13 protein-coding genes are annotated in these 17,654 nt (G+C 64.2%); 8 read left to right on the forward strand and 5 right to left on the reverse strand.

Features of this window, described 5'->3' with window-relative positions; genetic code table 11:
• The first annotated feature begins 15 nt into the window (after positions 1-15).
• Positions 16-3,543, forward strand: coding sequence for a DNA polymerase III subunit alpha (gene dnaE, locus ACN0V4_RS17460; protein ID WP_417678457.1), 3,528 nt, complete (start codon positions 16-18; stop codon positions 3,541-3,543).
• 251 nt (positions 3,544-3,794) lie between these two features.
• Here the strand turns inward: dnaE and ACN0V4_RS17465 are convergent, their stop codons facing one another.
• Positions 3,795-3,989 carry a SlyX family protein gene (locus ACN0V4_RS17465; RefSeq protein WP_417678459.1) on the reverse strand — a complete coding sequence of 65 codons (195 nt, stop codon included), beginning with the start codon at positions 3,987-3,989 and terminating at the stop codon, positions 3,795-3,797.
• 133 nt (positions 3,990-4,122) lie between these two features.
• On the opposite strand from ACN0V4_RS17465, the gene ACN0V4_RS17470 reads away from it, so the two are divergent.
• From ACN0V4_RS17470 to hisG, 4 genes are all read left to right on the forward strand, one after another.
• Entirely contained in the window at positions 4,123-4,926 is an 804-nt protein-coding gene (locus ACN0V4_RS17470; RefSeq protein WP_417678461.1) for a crotonase/enoyl-CoA hydratase family protein, read from the forward strand.
• Between the two features lie 216 nt (positions 4,927-5,142).
• Positions 5,143-6,642: a histidine--tRNA ligase gene (gene hisS / locus ACN0V4_RS17475; protein WP_417678463.1), complete on the forward strand. Its 1,500-nt coding sequence runs from the start codon at positions 5,143-5,145 to the stop codon at positions 6,640-6,642.
• Positions 6,642-7,730, forward strand: coding sequence for an ATP phosphoribosyltransferase regulatory subunit (locus tag ACN0V4_RS17480; RefSeq protein ID WP_417678465.1), 1,089 nt, complete (start codon positions 6,642-6,644; stop codon positions 7,728-7,730). Before hisS ends, ACN0V4_RS17480 begins: the two co-directional genes overlap by 1 nt.
• On the forward strand, positions 7,727-8,419 hold the full coding sequence (gene hisG / locus ACN0V4_RS17485; RefSeq protein WP_417678467.1) for an ATP phosphoribosyltransferase: 693 nt from the start codon (positions 7,727-7,729) through the stop codon (positions 8,417-8,419). The genes ACN0V4_RS17480 and hisG overlap by 4 nt, the downstream gene beginning before the upstream one ends.
• A gap of 225 nt (positions 8,420-8,644) precedes the next feature.
• Here hisG and ACN0V4_RS17490 read toward each other — a convergent pair whose 3' ends face one another.
• Positions 8,645-9,103: a DUF1489 family protein gene (locus tag ACN0V4_RS17490; RefSeq protein WP_417678469.1), complete on the reverse strand. Its 459-nt coding sequence runs from the start codon at positions 9,101-9,103 to the stop codon at positions 8,645-8,647.
• A 166-nt stretch (positions 9,104-9,269) separates the two neighbouring features.
• On the opposite strand from ACN0V4_RS17490, the gene ACN0V4_RS17495 reads away from it, so the two are divergent.
• The 3 genes from ACN0V4_RS17495 (at position 9,270) to ACN0V4_RS17505 (ending at position 14,434) form a co-directional block, all read left to right on the forward strand.
• On the forward strand, positions 9,270-11,558 hold the full coding sequence (locus tag ACN0V4_RS17495; RefSeq protein WP_417678471.1) for an adenosylcobalamin-dependent ribonucleoside-diphosphate reductase: 2,289 nt from the start codon (positions 9,270-9,272) through the stop codon (positions 11,556-11,558).
• Between the two features lie 318 nt (positions 11,559-11,876).
• The gene (locus ACN0V4_RS17500; RefSeq protein ID WP_417678473.1) at positions 11,877-12,974 is read left to right on the forward strand and encodes an AAA family ATPase; all 1,098 of its coding nucleotides are present in this window, start codon (positions 11,877-11,879) and stop codon (positions 12,972-12,974) included.
• Between the two features lie 702 nt (positions 12,975-13,676).
• Positions 13,677-14,434, forward strand: a protein-coding gene (locus ACN0V4_RS17505) for an IS5 family transposase (protein WP_417678475.1) whose coding sequence is annotated in 2 segments (ribosomal slippage) — positions 13,677-13,998 and positions 13,998-14,434 — 759 coding nt in all. Because the reading frame shifts where the segments join, the coding sequence is not laid out codon by codon here.
• Between the two features lie 157 nt (positions 14,435-14,591).
• Here the strand turns inward: ACN0V4_RS17505 and ACN0V4_RS17510 are convergent.
• The 3 genes from ACN0V4_RS17510 to ACN0V4_RS17520 all read right to left on the reverse strand — a co-directional run bounded on the left by ACN0V4_RS17510 (position 14,592) and on the right by ACN0V4_RS17520 (position 17,619).
• Complete coding sequence (locus ACN0V4_RS17510) at positions 14,592-15,401, reverse strand: carbohydrate ABC transporter permease (protein ID WP_417678477.1); 810 nt, start codon at positions 15,399-15,401, stop codon at positions 14,592-14,594.
• Positions 15,398-16,213, reverse strand: a complete 816-nt coding sequence (locus tag ACN0V4_RS17515; protein WP_417678479.1) for a carbohydrate ABC transporter permease — start codon at positions 16,211-16,213, stop codon at positions 15,398-15,400. The genes ACN0V4_RS17510 and ACN0V4_RS17515 overlap by 4 nt, the downstream gene beginning before the upstream one ends.
• A gap of 143 nt (positions 16,214-16,356) precedes the next feature.
• Positions 16,357-17,619: an ABC transporter substrate-binding protein gene (locus ACN0V4_RS17520; protein WP_417678481.1), complete on the reverse strand. Its 1,263-nt coding sequence runs from the start codon at positions 17,617-17,619 to the stop codon at positions 16,357-16,359.
• Positions 17,620-17,654: the final 35 nt, after the last annotated feature.

The following is a 17,654-nucleotide window of genomic DNA, read 5'->3' on the forward strand; positions in this document are numbered from 1 at the left end:
GGCTAAGGTCGCGGCATGAGCAGCTCCCCCCGATTCATTCATCTCCGAACCCATACCGAATATTCCCTTCTCGAAGGTGCCGTGCGGCTGAAAAAGCTTGCCGGCCTGTGCGAGAAGATGGGGATGCCGGCGGTCGCGGTCACCGACACCAATAACATGTTCTCGGCGCTGGAACTCTCGGTCACCCTGTCGGGCGCCGGGATCCAGCCGATCCTTGGCTGTCAGGTCGATCTGGCCTTTGAACAGGCCGACCCGACCAGCCGCCAGCAGGGCCCCTCGATCGGGGCGATCGTGCTGCTGGCGCAGTCGGAAACCGGGTATGAGCATCTGATGAAGCTCAACTCCTGCCTCTATCTGCGCGACGATGGCCAGGACCCGCATGTCACGCTCGAGGATCTCTCGCAGCATTGCGACGGGCTGATCTGCCTGTCCGGTGGCCCGAACGGGCCGGTGGGCCAATTGCTGCAGCAGGGGCGGCGCGAGGATGCCGAGGCGCTGATGCGTCGGCTGCACGGGTTCTTTGGCGATCGGCTTTATATCGAGCTGCAGCGCCATCCGGGCGAGAATGGCCAGCCCGAGGCCGAGCGGCTGACCGAACGTGGTTTCGTCGAGATGGCCTATGCGATGGAGCTGCCGCTGGTCGCCACCAACGACGTCTATTTCCCCGCCCCCGACATGTACGAGGCGCATGATGCGCTGATCTGTATCGCCGAGGGCGCCTATGTCGACCAGGCGGCGCCACGCCGCCGGCTGACCGCGCAGCATTACTTCAAGTCGCAGCAAGAGATGATCACGCTTTTCGCCGATCTGCCCGAGGCGATAGAGAACACGGTGGAGATCGCCAAACGCTGCGCCTTCATGGCCTATAAGCGGGCGCCGATCCTGCCGAAATTTGCCGATGACGAGGTCGAGGAACTGCGCCGCCAGGCCAAGCAGGGCCTGGAACAGCGCCTCGCGGTGATCCCCCATGCCGCGCCGGTCGAGGAATACGAAAAGCGCCTCGCCTTCGAGATGGGCATTATCGAAAGCATGGGCTTTCCGGGCTACTTCCTGATCGTGGCCGACTTCATCAAGTGGTCCAAGGAACATGACATCCCGGTCGGGCCGGGGCGGGGATCGGGCGCAGGCTCGCTGGTCGCCTATGCGCTGACCATCACCGACCTTGACCCGCTGCGCTATTCGCTGCTGTTCGAACGCTTCCTGAACCCGGAACGGGTGTCGATGCCCGACTTCGACATCGACTTCTGCATGGACCGGCGGGAAGAGACCATCCGTTACGTTCAGGAGAAATACGGCCGCGACAAGGTGGGGCAGATCATCACCTTCGGTGCGCTTCTGTCCAAGGCGGCGGTGCGCGACATCGGCCGGGTGCTGCAAATGCCCTATGGCCAGGTCGATCGGCTGTCCAAGCTGATCCCGGTCGAAGGTGTCAAGCCGGTGTCGATCAAGCAGGCGCTGGAGGACGAACCCCGCCTGCGCGAGGAGGCCCGCAACGAAGAGGTGGTCGAACGGCTGCTGACCTATGGCCAGCAGGTCGAGGGGCTGCTCAGGAACGCCTCGACCCATGCCGCCGGCGTGGTGATCGGCGATCGGCCGCTGGACGAGCTGGTGCCGCTTTATCGCGATCCGCGCTCGGACATGCCGGCGACCCAGTTCAACATGAAATGGGTCGAACAGGCCGGTCTGGTGAAATTCGACTTTCTGGGCCTGAAGACGCTGACGGTGATCCAGAACGCGATGCATCTGATCTTCAAGTCGGGCCGGCCGCTGCATGTGGCGGCCGATGGCACCCAGCTTTACGAACCGGCGCCGGGGGCCGAGAACCAGATCAACGCCATCCCGCTGGATGACGAGAAGACCTATAAGCTTTATTCCGAAGCCAAGACGGTGGCGGTGTTCCAGGTCGAAAGCTCGGGCATGATGACCGCGCTCAGGCAGATGAAGCCCACCTGCATCGAGGATATCGTGGCGCTCGTGGCGCTCTATCGTCCGGGCCCGATGGAGAACATCCCGACCTATTGCGACGTGAAACACGGCCGCAAGAAGCTCGAGTCGGTTCACCCGACGATCGACCATATCCTGGCCGAAACCCAGGGCATCATCGTCTATCAGGAACAGGTGATGCAGATCGCCCAGGTGATGGCGGGCTATTCGCTCGGCGGCGCCGACCTGCTGCGCCGCGCCATGGGCAAGAAGATCAAGGAGGCGATGGACGCCGAACGCCCGAAGTTCGAGGCTGGCGCCGCCAAGAACGGGGTCGACAAGAAGAAGGCCTCCGAGGTTTTCGACCTGCTGGAGAAATTCGCCAACTACGGCTTCAACAAATCCCACGCCGCGGCCTATGGGGTGGTCTCCTACCAGACCGGCTGGCTGAAGGCGAACCACCCGGTCGAGTTCATGGCCGGGATCATGAACTGCGATATCCATCTGACCGACAAGCTGTCGATCTACATGGAAGAGGTGAAGCACGGGCTCGAGATCGAGGTGGTGCCGCCCTGCGTGAACCGGTCGCTGTCGACCTTCGATGTGGTCGATCAAAAGCTGGTCTATGCCCTGGGCGCCCTGAAGAACGTCGGCCACGAGGCGATGGAACTGATCGTTCAGGCGCGGCTCGACGGTGGCCGGCTCTTCGCCAACCTCTACGATTTCGCCCGCCGGGTCGACATGAAGAAGGTCGGCAAGCGGCCGCTGGAGATGCTGGCCCGCGCCGGCGCCTTCGATCAGCTCGACAGCAACCGGCGGCGGGTGTTCGAAAGCCTCGACCCGCTGGTCGCCTATTCCGCGGCGATCCAGGAGCAGAAGCACTCGGCGCAGGTCTCGCTGTTTGGCGAGGCGGGCGACGATCTGCCGGAACCGCATCTGGCCCAGGTCAATGACTGGATGGCGGTCGACCGGCTGATGGAGGAACAGAAGGCGATCGGCTTCTTCCTCTCCGGCCATCCGCTCGACGATTACGCGCCGGCGCTCAGGCGCAAGGGGATCGCCACCCTCGCCGAGGCGCAGGAAAAGGCCGAACGCGACGGCGGCGCCATCGTCAAGGTCGGGGTGATGGTCTCGGGCTTCCGCGAGATGAAGAGCTCGAAGGGCACGCGCTATTTCCGCATGAACATCTCCGACAGCAGCGGTCAGCTCTCGGGGATCGCCATGTTCCCCAAGGCCGAGGAATTCGGACCGGCTCGCGCGGTCTTCGAGAAGACCGACAAGGTGGTGGCGACGCTGGAGGCGCGGTTCCACGACGGCCAATTCGACCCGACCATCCGCGGCGTGGCGCCGGTGGAAAGCCTGGTCGCCCAGGCCGGGGTCACCGGGTTCCGGGTGTTTCTGGAAAGCCCCGGCGCGATCGAGATGGTGGCGACGATCCTGGAGGATGCCCAGGCGGCGGCCCGTGGGACCGCGACCAAGGGGCCTGTGCAGCTCTGCCTGATGGATCCTGCCCTGCCGGGCGAGGTGGAGATGGACCTGGGCCAGGAATTCGTGCTGACCCCGCAGATCAAGGGGGCGTTGAAGAGCATCGACGGGGTGATGTCGGTCGAGGAGCTCTGACGCATCAGGCCGGGGGAGGGGGCTGTCTGCCCCCTCTTGTCCCTTCGGGCCAATTCACCCCCGAGGATATTTTTGCCAGATCGAAGGCAGGGTGCGGCCAGAGACGCCTCCGGAGAACATAGCCCGGCACCGGGGGCCGAGGTTCGTGTCTTCGATCTGGTCAAAATATCCCGGGGGAGGCGCGCGCAAGCGCGGCGGGGGCAGAGCCCCCTTCATCACGCGACATCGGGCGCGATATCGGGACTGCGGGATCAGTAATGCGGCGGGCGTTCGTCGCCGTAGATGACCCCGCCCGAGCCTTCGGCCTCGCGCTGGGCCTCGCGCTCCATCAGCATCTGCACCCTGCGGCTCAGCTTGTCGACCTCGGCCTGCTGGCGCGCGACGATCTCGCTCAGATCCTCGACGGTGCGGATCAGATGGGCGAGCTTTTCCTCGATAGGCTGCATCGGCACCTCCTTCGGGTTGCGGTGGCTCCGAGATAGGCCAGCAAGGCTTCGGGCGCAACGTCAGTTGGCAGGGTGCTTGCCTGGGGGTATGGGCGGAGGCAGGCTGAGGCAAGGGAGAGAGGGAGGCACGAGAATGGGGATTGTCGTTGAAACCGAAGGGCCGGTGCGGGTGATCGCCATCGACCGGTCGCAGGCAAAGAATGCGGTCGACCCCGAGACGGCGCGGGCGCTGTTTCAGGCGTTTCTCGACTTTGATGCGGATGAAACGCTGTCGGTTGCCATCCTGACCGGAACCGGGGGCGCCTTCTGCGCCGGCTTCGATCTGAAGTCCGCGGGCTCCGGCGCGGCGGATGGCTGGATCGCCGAGCTGGATATTCCGGCCGGCTGGTCCGATCCGGCTGCTGATCCGATCCCCGGGCCGATGGGGCCGTCGCGGCTGATGCTGAAAAAGCCGGTGATCGCCGCGATCGAAGGTCACGCCGTCGCCGGGGGGATGGAGCTTGCCGCATGGTGCGATCTTCGGGTCATGGCCGAGACTGCCATCACCGGGGTCTTTTGCCGCCGCTGGGGCGTGCCGCTGATCGACGGTGGCACCGTGCGGTTGCCGCGGCTCCTGGGGCAGGGGCGGGCCAATGATCTGATCCTGACCGGCCGGCCGGTGGCGGCGGCAGAGGCCGGGGCGATGGGGTTTGCCAGCCGGGTGGTGCCGGAGGGGCGGGCGCTGGAACAGGCGAGGGCACTGGCTTGGGATTTGGCGCGGTTTCCGCAGGGCTGCCTGCAGGCGGATCATCTGTCGGCGCGGATGTCGCCGGCCGATCTGGCCGCAGCGCTGCGGCGCGAGTGGGTGTCGGCCTCGATCTTCGCCGCCGAGGGACGCGCCGGGGCGGCGCGGTTCGCCTCGGGCAGGGGGCGGGGTGGAGATTTCTCTTCGCTCTGAGGCAGGGGGCCGACCGGCCGGCTTGCGCGCCGAAACGCGTCTCTCAGCGCTGTAAGGGATGCTCTCGTGCAGCTCCGACGGGGGCGAGGGGCATTTCCCCGGACGAAAACCGCGGGAAATGGCGGCCAGAGCCGCTTGCCGAGGCCGTGCCCGCCTTGCTCCCCGGGGGGGCATGGGATAGACCCCGCCGCGACATCTATTGTGCAGGAGCCCGCGATGGCCAAGCCCAAGAAAACCCCACGCCCCAAGGCCGAGACGCCGAAAGGGTTCCGTGACTATTTCGGTGCCGAGGTCACTCAGCGAACCGAGATGCTGCGCAAGATCGCCGGGGTCTACCATCGCTATGGCTTCGATGCGCTGGAGAGCAGCGCGGTGGAGACGGTCGAGGCCCTGGGCAAGTTCCTGCCCGATGTCGACCGACCCAACGAGGGCGTCTTTGCCTGGCAGGAGGTCGACGAGGACGACAAGGGCGATTGGCTGGCGCTGCGCTATGACCTGACGGCGCCGCTGGCCCGGGTCTATGCCCAGCACCGCAACGATCTGCCGACCCCCTATCGCCGCTTTGCGATGGGGCCGGTCTGGCGCAACGAAAAGCCGGGGCCGGGGCGGTATCGCCAGTTCTATCAATGTGATGCCGATACCGTCGGCACCGCCTCGATGGCGGCAGATGCCGAGATCTGCGCCATGCTGGCGGATACGCTGGAAGAGGTCGGTATCGCACGCGGCGACTATCTGGTGCGGGTCAACAACCGCAAGGTCCTGAACGGCGTGCTCGAGGCGATGGGCGTGACCGACGAAGGCCAGGCGGCCGATGTCCTGCGCACCATCGACAAGTTCGACAAGGTCGGTGAGGCCGGCGTGCGCGAACTGCTTGGCAAGGGGCGGCTCGATGCCTCCGGCGCCTATATCGACGGGGTGGGTCTCAGCGAGGCGCAGGCCGAGCCGGTGATCGCCTTCCTGACCTCCAAGGGGGCGGATGCGGGCGAGACGCTGGCCAATCTGCGCGCCGCGGTGGGCGACAGCACCATCGGGGCCGAGGGCGTGGACGAGCTGGCGCAGATCGCCGATCTGCTGGCCGCCGGCGGCTATGGTGCCGACCGGATCGTGATCGACCCCTCGGTCGTGCGGGGCCTGGGCTATTACACCGGCCCGGTGTTCGAGGCCGAGCTGACCTTTGAAATCCTCGACGAGAAGGGCCGCAAGCGGCAGTTCGGCTCGGTCGCGGGCGGCGGTCGCTATGACGGTCTGGTGAAACGCTTCACCGGCCAGGAAGTGCCGGCGGTCGGCGTCTCAATCGGTGTCGACCGGCTGTTGGCGGCGTTGCGCGAAAAGGGTCGGGTGACCGCCCATGACGTGGGCCCGGTGGTGGTGACGGTGATGGATCGTGACCGCATGGCCGATTATCAGGCCATGGTGACCGACCTGCGCCAGGCCGGCATCCGGGCCGAGGTCTATCTGGGCAACCCGAAGAACTTCGGCAACCAGCTCAAATACGCTGACCGGCGCAAGTCTCCCGTCGCCATCATCGAGGGCGGTGATGAAAAGGCCGCCGGCATCGTTCAGGTCAAGGACCTGATCCTCGGCGCGCAGATCGCCGAGAGCGCGACGCTGGAGGAATGGAAGGAACGCCCGAGCCAGTTCGAGGTGGCGCGCGGCGATCTGGTCGCCAAGGTCCGCGAGATTCTTGCGGCGCATGATCTGGATGGGCTGAGTTGATGGAGGACCGTGCCAGAACGCTGGCGCGCGCGGCCGAGTTGCGCGCCTATTTCGAACAGGCCGGCGCGCTGCCGGTCGAAACTCCGGTGCTGCAGCCGGCGGAACTGCTCCTCGACCTTTATGGCGAGGATATCCGCGGGCGCGCCTATGTCACCTCGGACGCGTTGCGGGGCGAGCAGATGCTGCGCCCCGACTTCACCGTGCCGGTGGTGCAGATGCACATGAGCCATGGGGCGGAGCCGGCACGCTATACCTATGCCGGCGAGGTGTTCCGGCGGCAGGAGCATGATCCGGATCGCGCCAACGAATATATCCAGGTGGGGTATGAGGTCTTCGACCGCAACGATCCCGCGGCGGCGGATGCCGAGGTCTTCACCCTGATCGCCGGGGCGCTCTCGGGGCTGCATCTGCGGGCGGCGACCGGGGATATCGGTATCCTGACGGCGGCGGTGGCTGGGCTGAACACCACCGAGGCGCGCAAGGCCGCGCTGATGCGACACATCTGGCGGCCGCGGCGGTTCCGCGCGCTGCTTGACCGCTATGCCGGGCGCACCCCGGTGCCGGCGACCCGCGCCACCCTTCTGGCCGAGGCCGATCCCTTCGCCGCGGCGGGGCCGGTGATCGGCCGGCGCGGTCGCGCCGAGATCGCCGCACGGATCGCCGCGCTCAAGGCGGATGCGGCGGCCGGGCCGATCTCGAAGCACGAGCTGACCGCGCTCGAGGCGCTGTTGGCGGTGCGGGAAACGCTGCCCTTCGCGCTGGAGCGGCTGCGCGACGTGGCTGTGGATCTGCCACAGATCACCCCGGCGCTCGACCGGCTCGAGGCGCGGATCGCGGCTCTGGCGGCGCGCGGCGTCGATGTCGAGAGCCTTGAGTTCGAAGCGAGCTATGGGCGGACCTCGATGGAATATTACGATGGCTTCGTCTTCGGTTTCTATGCTGCGGGGCGGGCCGACCTGCCGCCGGTGGCCTCTGGCGGGCGCTATGACGCGCTGACCCGGGCGCTGGGGGATGGGGCGGAAATTCCGGCCGTCGGCGGCGTGTTGCGCCCCGGGCTGATGCTGGCGCTGCGGGAGGGCGGGGAATGACGCTGAAACTGGGCGTGCCGTCCAAGGGGCGGCTGATGGACAAGACCTTCGAATGGTTCGAACGTCATGGCATCCAGCTGACCCGCACCGGGTCTGATCGCGAATATTCCGGCGCTGTCGAGGGGATTGAGGGCGTCTCTCTGGTGCTGCTCTCGGCCGGGGAAATCCCGCGCGAACTGGCGGCGGGACGGGTCCATTTCGGCGTCACCGGCACCGATCTGGTGCACGACAAGTTGCCGCGCTGGGAACAGCAGGTCGAGGAGATCGCGCCCCTGGGCTTCGGCCAGGCCGACCTGATCCTCGCGGTGCCGAAATGCTGGGTGGATGTCGATACGCTCGACGATCTCGATGCCGCTGCCGCCGCCTTCCGGGCGGAGCATGGTTTCCGGCTGAGGATCGCCACCAAGTACCACCGGCTGGTGCGGGAGTTCCTGATGGACGCGGGCGTCGCCGATTATCAGCTGGTCGATAGCCAGGGCGCGACAGAGGGCACGGTGAAGAACGAAACCGCCGAGGCGATCGCCGATATCACTTCCACCGGCGAGACGCTGCGGGCGAATCACCTGAAGATCCTCAGCGACGGATTGGTGCTGAAATCGCAGGCGACGCTCTGGCGCAGCCGCGCCGCCCCCTGTGCGGGGGCCGATCAGGCGGTGATGGCGGAATTCCTGCGCCGCGTCGATCACTAAGGTCTGGGGCAGGGGGGCTCTGCCCCCCACGGCCTGCGGCCGCCCCCCCCGGGATATTTCAGGCTAGAAAAAGGCGCGGCCGCGGGGCTGGCGTCGTTCATCTGTCTCTCCGTCAGGAGGGAAGAGGGCCGACTCCTCGCTGCCTTTTTCTAGCTGAAAATATCCCGGGGGAGGCGCGCCGCGAGGCGCGGCGGGGGCAGAGCCCCCTTTGCATGGGGCGTCAGCTCAGAGTACGCCGATCTCGGCCAGCGCGCGGCTGAGCGCTTCGGGCAGCTCGTCTTCGGTCTGATGGCCGGAGGGCAGATCGGCCGGGGCCTCTTCCGGTTTGAGATAGCGCCAGCCCTGGAACGGGCGGCGCGGCGCAGCGCGGGTGAGGACGACCTCGGGGTCGAGCACGATGGCGCAGCGCAGGATGCCGTCGGCGCCCTGGGCTTCCTCCAGTCGCAGGACGCGCTGGCGCGCCAGGACCTCGCCCTTGAAGACCCAGTAGAGCGAGCCGCCGTTCAACAGTTCCGCCTCACGTTTCGGCCACATGCGGGTGATGTGGCGCGGCAGCCCGTCAGGCCAGCGCAGACGGGTTTCGGCCTGCCAGTCCAGCAGATCCTGCACCTGTTCGGCACCCACGCAAAGCTTGATGAGATTGATGCTGTCGCCCAAGTGAGTCTTTCCTTTGCTTGTCTGCATATTGTAGTCTCTCAACTCAAGACTTCAAACTGTTGTGGGTTTCCTTCCCCGCGATTGGATGTCATTGCGCGGCACCGCGAAGGTTCTCAGCGTTATGATTCCCAGTGGGGATGTTGTATCTTGGGTTTCCTCGCCTCTGAAAAGACCTCTGCCAAGGACTGCCGCCATGACCCGTTTCGCCGCCCCAATCGCTGAACAGATTTGGGATATGAAATATCGCTTCAAATCCGCCGATGGGGAGCCGATCGACGTCACTGTCGAGGATAGCTGGCGCCGGATCGCCCGCGATCTGGCGCGGGTCGAACAGGACCCCGAGCTGTGGGAGCAGCGGTTCTTCGAGGCGCTGGAGGATTTCAAGTATCTGCCCGCCGGTCGCATCACCGCCGGCGCCGGCACCGCGCGCGAGGTGACGCTGTTCAACTGTTTCGTCATGGGGACGGTGCCCGATTCGATGTCGGGCATCTTCGACATGCTGAAGGAGGCGGCGCTGACCATGCAGCAGGGCGGCGGCATCGGCTATGACTTCTCGACCATCCGGCCGCGCGGCGCCGAGGTGAAGGGGGTGGCGGCGGATGCCTCTGGCCCGCTGTCCTTCATGGACGTCTGGGATGCGATGTGCCGCACCATCATGTCGGCGGGCAGCCGGCGCGGCGCCATGATGGCGACGATGCGGTGCGATCATCCGGATATCGAACAGTTCATCACCGCCAAGCAGGATGCGGCGCGGCTGCGGATGTTCAACCTGTCGGTGCTGGTGACGGATGCCTTCATGGAGGCGGTCAAGGCCGATGGCTCGTGGGAGCTGCAGTTCGGCGGCAAGGTCTATCAGACCCTGAAGGCGCGCGATCTGTGGAACAGGATCATGCGGGCGACCTATGATTATGCCGAGCCGGGTGTGATCTTCATCGACCGCATCAACAAGATGAACAACCTTGCCTATTGCGAGACCATCGCCGCCACCAACCCCTGTGGGGAGCAGCCGCTGCCGCCCTATGGCGCCTGCCTGCTGGGCTCGATCAACCTGGCGCGGCTGGTCTCCGATTCCTTCGGGGCCAAGGCGGCGCTCGATCTCGAGGCGCTCGGCGATCTGGTCGCCGTGGCGGTGCGGATGATGGACAACGTCGTCGATGTGTCGAAATTCCCGCTGCCGCAGCAGGCGGCCGAGGCGCAGGCCAAGCGGCGGATCGGTCTGGGGGTCACCGGCCTTGCCGATGCGTTGTTGATGCTGGGGCTGCGCTATGGTTCGGACGAGGCGGCGGCGCAGACCGAGGAATGGCTGCATCAGATCGCGCGCGCCTCCTATCTCGCCTCTGTCGAGCTGGCGAAGGAGAAGGGCGCCTTTCCGCTGTTCGATGCCGAGAAATACCTGGCCAGCGGCTCGCTGACCCATATGGATGAAGACGTGCGCGCCGCCATCGCCGAACATGGCATCCGCAATGCGCTTTTGACCTCGATCGCGCCGACCGGGACCATCAGCCTCTATGCCGGCAACGTGTCGAGCGGGATCGAGCCGGTCTTCGCCTATGCCTATACCCGCAAGGTGCTGCAGAAGGACGGCAGCCGGACCGAGGAAGAGGTGGTCGATTACGCGGTGCAGATGTGGCGCGACCTGAAGGGCGATGTGGAGCTGCCCGACTATTTCGTCAACGCCCAGACGCTGGCGCCCTCTGATCACGTCAAGATGCAGGCAGCGGCGCAGAAATGGATCGACAGCTCGATCTCGAAGACCATCAACTGCCCCGAGGATATCAGCTTCGACGCCTTCAAGGACGTCTACATGCAGGCCTATGAAACCGGCTGCAAGGGCTGCACCACCTATCGGCCGAACGACGTGACCGGCTCGGTCCTCAGCGTGTCGGAGACATCCGATACCGCTCCGGGCGAGGCGCAGGCCAAGGGCGCCGGCGTCACCGAGGCGGGGGCCGAGGTGGTCTATATGTCCGAACCGCTTGACCGGCCGCAGGCGCTGGAAGGCCATACCTACAAGCTGAAATGGCCCGACAGCGAACACGCGCTCTATATCACCCTCAACGATATCGTCATCGCCGGCCGGCGCCGGCCTTTCGAGGTCTTCATCAACTCGAAGAACATGGAGCATTACGCCTGGACCGTGGCGCTGACGCGGATGATCTCGGCCGTGTTCCGCCGCGGCGGCGATGTGAGCTTTGTGGTCGAGGAGCTGAAGGCGGTCTTCGACCCGCGCGGCGGCGCCTGGGTGCAGGGCAAATACATCCCCTCGATGCTGGCGGCGATCGGCGGGGTGATCGAACGGCATATGGTTGTGACCGGCTTTCTGGAAGGCGAGGGCATGGGGCTGAAGAGCGATCCCAAGGCGGCCGTCGTCAACCTCGACGCCCCGCGCGGCAAGGCCTGCCCGAGCTGCGGCCAATACGACATGCGCATGATCGAAGGCTGCATGACCTGCGCCAGCTGCGGCTATTCGAAATGCGGGTGAGTGTCTGAACCACAATAGTCAGATGTAGGACCCACTAAATCTTGTCCATTTCCGGGGTGATTTGTCCATTCCGGCACAGGATTAATGACCATCGGCTGCATCGCAGTCGGTGGTTTCTTTTTATTTCAATGGCTTGCCTGTCCGTCGGATTTGCGGCCTTTGGTGCGCCGTCGGAGCGCTCCACCCTGGTGGGCGGCGTTGACGGCCAGCCGCGCTTTCGGCATCCCTCAGGGCCAATCCGGCCGGGTTCTTTCCAACATCCCCCTCCTGCAGAACCTCTGTCCGAGGGCATGGCGCAACGCGCCTGAAAGGACCTCCATGACGAAGATCAAGTTCATCGATGCCCGCTTCGCGGATCCCGACGAGAACGAGTTTGCGCTCAAGCGCCGCTTCGAGTGGCACCTGCGCAAGCTCCGCGCCCTTCAGGATGGGGTGTCCCCGAAAGTTCCGGGAGACTTTGAAGACGAGTTGCGCTGGAACGAGGACCTCATCGCCGTGCCGCTCTCGGAAAAGGACCGCAACAGGGTGCTGCGCCGTGCGCGCCGGATAATGGGCGCGCGCGCCAAGGCTTCCGGGCTCAGCCATCTCAGCGCGGATGACCGGCGCGCGCTCGAGGCGTTCCGTGGCGGGGCGGATCTGGTCGGCATTGCCAGCGAGCACCGTGCCGATGAGATCGCCGCTGCCATTCATGCCGAGATGCCCTGGATGGCGGCGGCCACTGACTTCCTCTGGAAAGCGATGCGCCGCTCGGTACGGGTGGGGGAGCCCGGATTCCGGCTGCCGCCCGTGCTGCTCGATGGCCCGCCGGGGATCGGCAAGAGCGTGTGGTCGCGCGAACTCGGGCGCCATCTCGGGGTGCCGCGCTGTGGCATCGAGGGAACCGCGGAGCAGGCCTCCTTCGTTGTCAACGGCTCGCAACGCGGCTGGGGGTCGGCCTTCCCAGGCCGGCCTCTGCAAACCATCGTGCAGAGCCTCTGCGCGAACCCGATCGTGGTGATAGACGAGATCGAGAAGGCCGGAACGCCGACCTCGACCAAGGGGCAGGCCTACGGCTTGGCTGAGGGGCTGCTACCGCTGCTGGAACGCTCGTCTGCCGTGGCTTGGAAATGCCCCTACTACCAGGTCGGGTTCGACATGTCCTGGATCAGCTGGGTCCTGACCTCGAACAGCCTGAGGACGCTTCCGGCCCCGTTCCTGAGCCGCTTGGACATCCTGCGCCTTGCCGGCCCCGGCAAGGGGGATCTCATCTCCTTCGCGGAGCGCGAGGGCGCAAGACGGGGGCTGTCTGATGCTGCCCTGGCGGCGATCTTCGAGGTGATCGACCAGGTTGCTGAGGCGCATGAGCTCAATCTGCGCCATGTGTCCCGCATGATTACCAAGGCGGAGGCTTTAGCAAGTCGCCCGCAACTCCATTGAGGCGTGCAAGCGCGGTCTACAGACAGAGTAGCCATACCAAGTTTTTGAAGCGGCCAGCAGCAGCAAGAGCGAGTTATCCTAAGTTGCCAAAGCGACCGAAGTCTGACACACCATTTTTCGGCCCGAGAAACGGCTTGCGGGGCTCATCCCCTGGAGCGAGCCTACTACCCCTGTTGGGCGGCACGTGGTGCGCTCGTCGGAATCTTGGGAACTTAGATGTTCCCTTAACGTTTGTCAGGTATGTTGGAGGCGAGCTTGACTAACTGCTCTGAAGCGTTCACAGTTTGTGACTGTATCGAGATGAGTCTGTAATCCTAACCTCTCAAGTCTCTCATCCGTAAGGGTGGGCGCTTTGAGTGCTCCATATCAGGAGTAAGTTGCTAGCTGGCGACAGCCATTTTTCCGGACATTAGGCTTCGAGCTGACCTCTTGGAAAGACAGGGTCACATAGGTGACCAACGCGCTAGGGATGAAGTAACAGACAAAGGTTAATGGGCGCGGATATTCCGCGCCCTTAACTTTTTCAAGGCATTCGAACTACATCATTCGAATATACATTTGCATGATCGCCGCTAACCGAGATTTCGCCTGCTTCAGCGCATTCAAAAACTGCGCTTTTCAGGAGTCTACCTCCTTCTAGGCTCAGGACCCATTGATTTGAGCCGAAGGGCATGATTCACCGCACCCAAACAGAGCGGTGATATGTCTGATCTCTTCTGGCTGAGTGATGCGCAGATGGCGCGTCTGGAGCCCTACTTCCCGAAGTCCCACGGCAAGCCGCGCGTCGATGACCGGCGCGTGTTGAGTGGGATTATCTTCATAAATCGTAACGGCTTGCGGTGGCGCGATGCGCCTGCCGCATACGGCCCCCACAAGACACTCTACAATCGCTGGAAGCGGTGGAGCGACAAGGGCATCTTCGCGAAGATGATGGTGGGACTGGTTGCCGAGCACGGCGAGAAGAAGACCGTGATGATCGACGCCACCTACCTGAAGGCTCACCGCACGGCGTCCAGTCTGGGCGTCAAAAAGGGGGGCGCGGTCGCCTGATCGGACGGACCAAGGGCGGCATGAACACGAAATTGCACGCCATCTGCGACAGCCAGGGACGTCCACTCAACCTGTTCGTCACTGCCGGGCAGGTGAGCGACTACATCGGCGCACGGGCTCTTTGCGACAGTCTGCCGAATGTCGATTGGCTGCTCGGTGATCGCGGCTACGACGCCGACTGGTTCCGGGAAGCGTTACAAGACAAGGGGATACGCGCCTGCATCCCCGGCCGGAAACAACGGAAGGCGCCGGTGAAATACGACAAGCGCCGATACAAGCGGCGCAATCGCATCGAGATCATGTTCGGCAGGCTCAAGGACTGGCGGCGGGTGGCCACGCGATACGACAGGTGCCCCAAGGTCTTCCTCTCGGCCATCGCTCTCGCCGCTATCGTCATCTACTGGCTATGAGTCCTGAGTCTAGGGCCTTCGAGGCCCGAGCTATGCAAACTTAACCCTGTATCCACCAAACCGGCAGCAGCTCAGTCAGTTGCCCGGGAGATTACGCCACCTTCAAATTTCCACCACTTCAGAAACACGACCAGCAGGTCAGTTCTCAAAGACGATCTTACTTGATGCCGGCGGTGAGGAACGCCTGGACAAACTGGCGCTGGAACGCGACGAACAGGATAAGCAATGGCGCGATGACCATAGTGGTTGCGGCGGAGATGACCGAGATGTCGACCCCGCTCTCGGGCGCACCGAATAGCGAAAGGCCTACGGTCAGTGGGCGCGCCTTTTCGGTGTTGGTCACGACAAGCGGCCAGAGGAAGTTGTTCCAGTGGGTCGACACCGACACGAGCGCATAGGCGATATAGGTCGGTCGAGCAGCTGGAACGTAGACCCGCCAGAGAACACCCGCCAAGGAACAGCCTTCGACGCGGGCAGCCTCATCCAGTTCTTTTGGGACACCCTTGAAGGCCTGCCGCATCAGGAAGATGCCAAAGGCCGAGGACATGTAAGGCAGGCCGATCCCCGCAAGCGTATCGGTCAGGCCCAGCCCGGCCGCGATGGCGTAATTCTTCACGATCAACACTTCAGGCAAGATGAAGAGCTGCAGAAGGATCAGCGTGAAGACGATGTTCTTGCCCCGGAATTCCACCTGCGCAAAGGCGAAGCCGGCCAGGGTGCACAGGGTGACCTGCCCCAGCAGGATCAGCGTGACCAGCACGAAGGTATTCAGGAAGTAACGTGGCCAGGGCGCCCCGCTCCAGGCGCTGAGGAAATTGTCGGCCACCAGCGGTGCCGACAGGCGAAAGTTCACCGCGTCGCTGGTGGTGTGAATGGCCGCCCAGAAGACGAAGAACAGGGGCGCGATCCAGATGAGGGCCAGCAAGAAGGCCATCACCGCCTCTATACGGTCGGCGAAACGGCTCATTGGTAATGGGTCCTTCTGTCCAGGAGACCGAATTGCAGGGCCGCGACGATACCCAGAACGATCAGGATCAGCGCCGTCGCCGCCGAGGCCATGGGGCTGTCGAAATAGGCGAACGAGAGTTCCCAGATGTAGTAGAGGATCAGCTTGCTGGCGTCCGACGGTCCGCCCTTGGTCAGGATGAAAAGGTGGTCGATCAGCTTGACCGAGTTGATCAGCGCATTGACCAGGATGAAGAGCGTCGTCGGCATCAGGAGCGGCAGGACGATGCGCCGGGTATAGGTCGCGCGGCTTGCACCCTCGATGTCGGCGGCCTCCTTGAGCTCGGGAGGAATGGTCTGCAGGGCCGCGAGGTAGAAGATCATGAAAAAGCCCGCCTCCTTCCAGATTGTCACGATGCAGACGGCCCAGAGCGCGGTTTCGGGCCGGCCGAGCCAGTTCATGCTGCTCAGTCCGAAGACGCCCAGCAGCTGGTCGAGCACGCCGATGTCAGGGGTATAGAAGAACAGCCAGATATTGGCGGCGGCGATCATCGGCAGCACGGTGGGGGTGAAATAGGCGGTCCTGAGAAAGGAGGTTCCCGGGATCTTCGCATTTGCCCAGAGCGCCATCATCAGCGCGATGCCCATCGAGACCGGGATGGTGACGGCGGCATAGGCGAGGTTGTTCTTTACCACCAGCCAGAAGGTCGGATCATCGAAGAGTGACTGGTAATTTCCCAGGCCAATGAACTCGGAAGGGCGGCGGCGGGTCCCGCGTGAGAAGAAGCTGGCCCAGAGTGTGGCGAGGGACGGGTAGAAGGCGAAGGTGCTCATCAGGACAAGCGCCGGGGACAAAAGCAGCCATCCATGGATGGCCTGTCGCTTGCGACGGGATGTTGACGCGCTTGCCATGACGGACCCTTTCGGAAGATATCCGCGCCGAGGTCGGCGCGGACCGTGGTGACGGGGGCAGGAGATTAGCGATAGGCGCTCAGCAGCCCTTCGGCCGAGGTCTGTGCTTCGTTCAGCGCGTCTGCCGCCGACTTGGTGCCGGTCAGGGCCGCCTGGACCGCGTTGTTGAGCCCGTCGCGGACCCGTGCGGTTTCGAAGGTCGAGAACTCGGCGATCGCGGATTCAAGCTGGTCGCGGGCAACAAGCGCCGGCGGGAATTCCTTGGCATAGGCCTTGAGCGCGTCCGTCTCGTAGGCGGCCGGCGAGACGCCCATGTAGCCGGTGGCGATGGACCATTCGGCGGCCTTTTCCGGCGAGGTCATGAACTGGATCAGCTTGAGCGCGGCGGCCTTTTCCTCGTCGGTTGAGTTCTTGAAGAGGTAGAAGTTGCCGCCGCCGGTGGGCGAGCCGGGCTGCACGTTGGCGGGCAGGGTCGAGACGCCGAAATCGAAGGTCGCATTGTCCTTGACGGCGGTCAGGTTGCCGGTGGTGTGCCACATCATCGCGGTCTTGCCTTCCAGGAAGGCCTGGCGCAGCGTGCCCCATTCGACGGTGCCCTTCGGCATGATACCCTGCTCGGTTGACAGCGATGTCCAGAATTCCAGCGCCTCGACGGCCCGAGGATCGTTGAAGAAGGTCTTCAGCCCATCACCCGACATCAGCTCGATGCCGTTCTGGATCGCCAGGGCCTGGAACATCCAGTAGGGATAGCCGGTCGAGGGGATCATCAGTCCGAAGTGATCGTCATTGGTGAGCGCCTTGCCCATCTCGACCATCTCGTCCCAGGTTGCGGGCGCATGGTCGGGATCCAGCCCGGCTTCGCGGAACATGTCCTTGTTGTAATAGGCGACGATGGTCGAGCGCTGGAACGGGATGCCCCAGGTCTTGCCCTCGATCTGGCCGTTGGCCATCAGGCCCGGGTAAAAGCTGCCAAGCCAGGCTTGGCCTTCGTCGCCCTGGATGTAATCGTCGAAGGGCACGATCACGTCCTGTTCGATCAGGTCGTAGGCGTCGATCGAGAACAAGACGGCCAGCTGCGCGGGTTCCCCCGCGTTCAGCGCGGCGAGGGCCTTGATGCGGGTGTCGTCATAGTTGCCGGCATAGATGGCGTTGACGGAAATGTCCGGGTTGGCCTCCTCGAATTCGGCAACCATGCCGTCGACGACCGCGGTCAGCGGGCCGCCGACAGAGATCGGGTAATACATGGTCAGTTCGGTTTCTGCCAACGCAGGGTTGACGGCGAACAGGCCGGCAGCAAGGATTGCCGCGGCGGAAACGTGACGGGTCATCGGATGTCCTCTTCTGATGATGTCGGTCTGTGGTC

This window comes from Pseudodonghicola sp. (assembly GCF_048268305.1).
In the GTDB taxonomy this organism is placed as follows: domain Bacteria; phylum Pseudomonadota; class Alphaproteobacteria; order Rhodobacterales; family Rhodobacteraceae; genus Pseudodonghicola.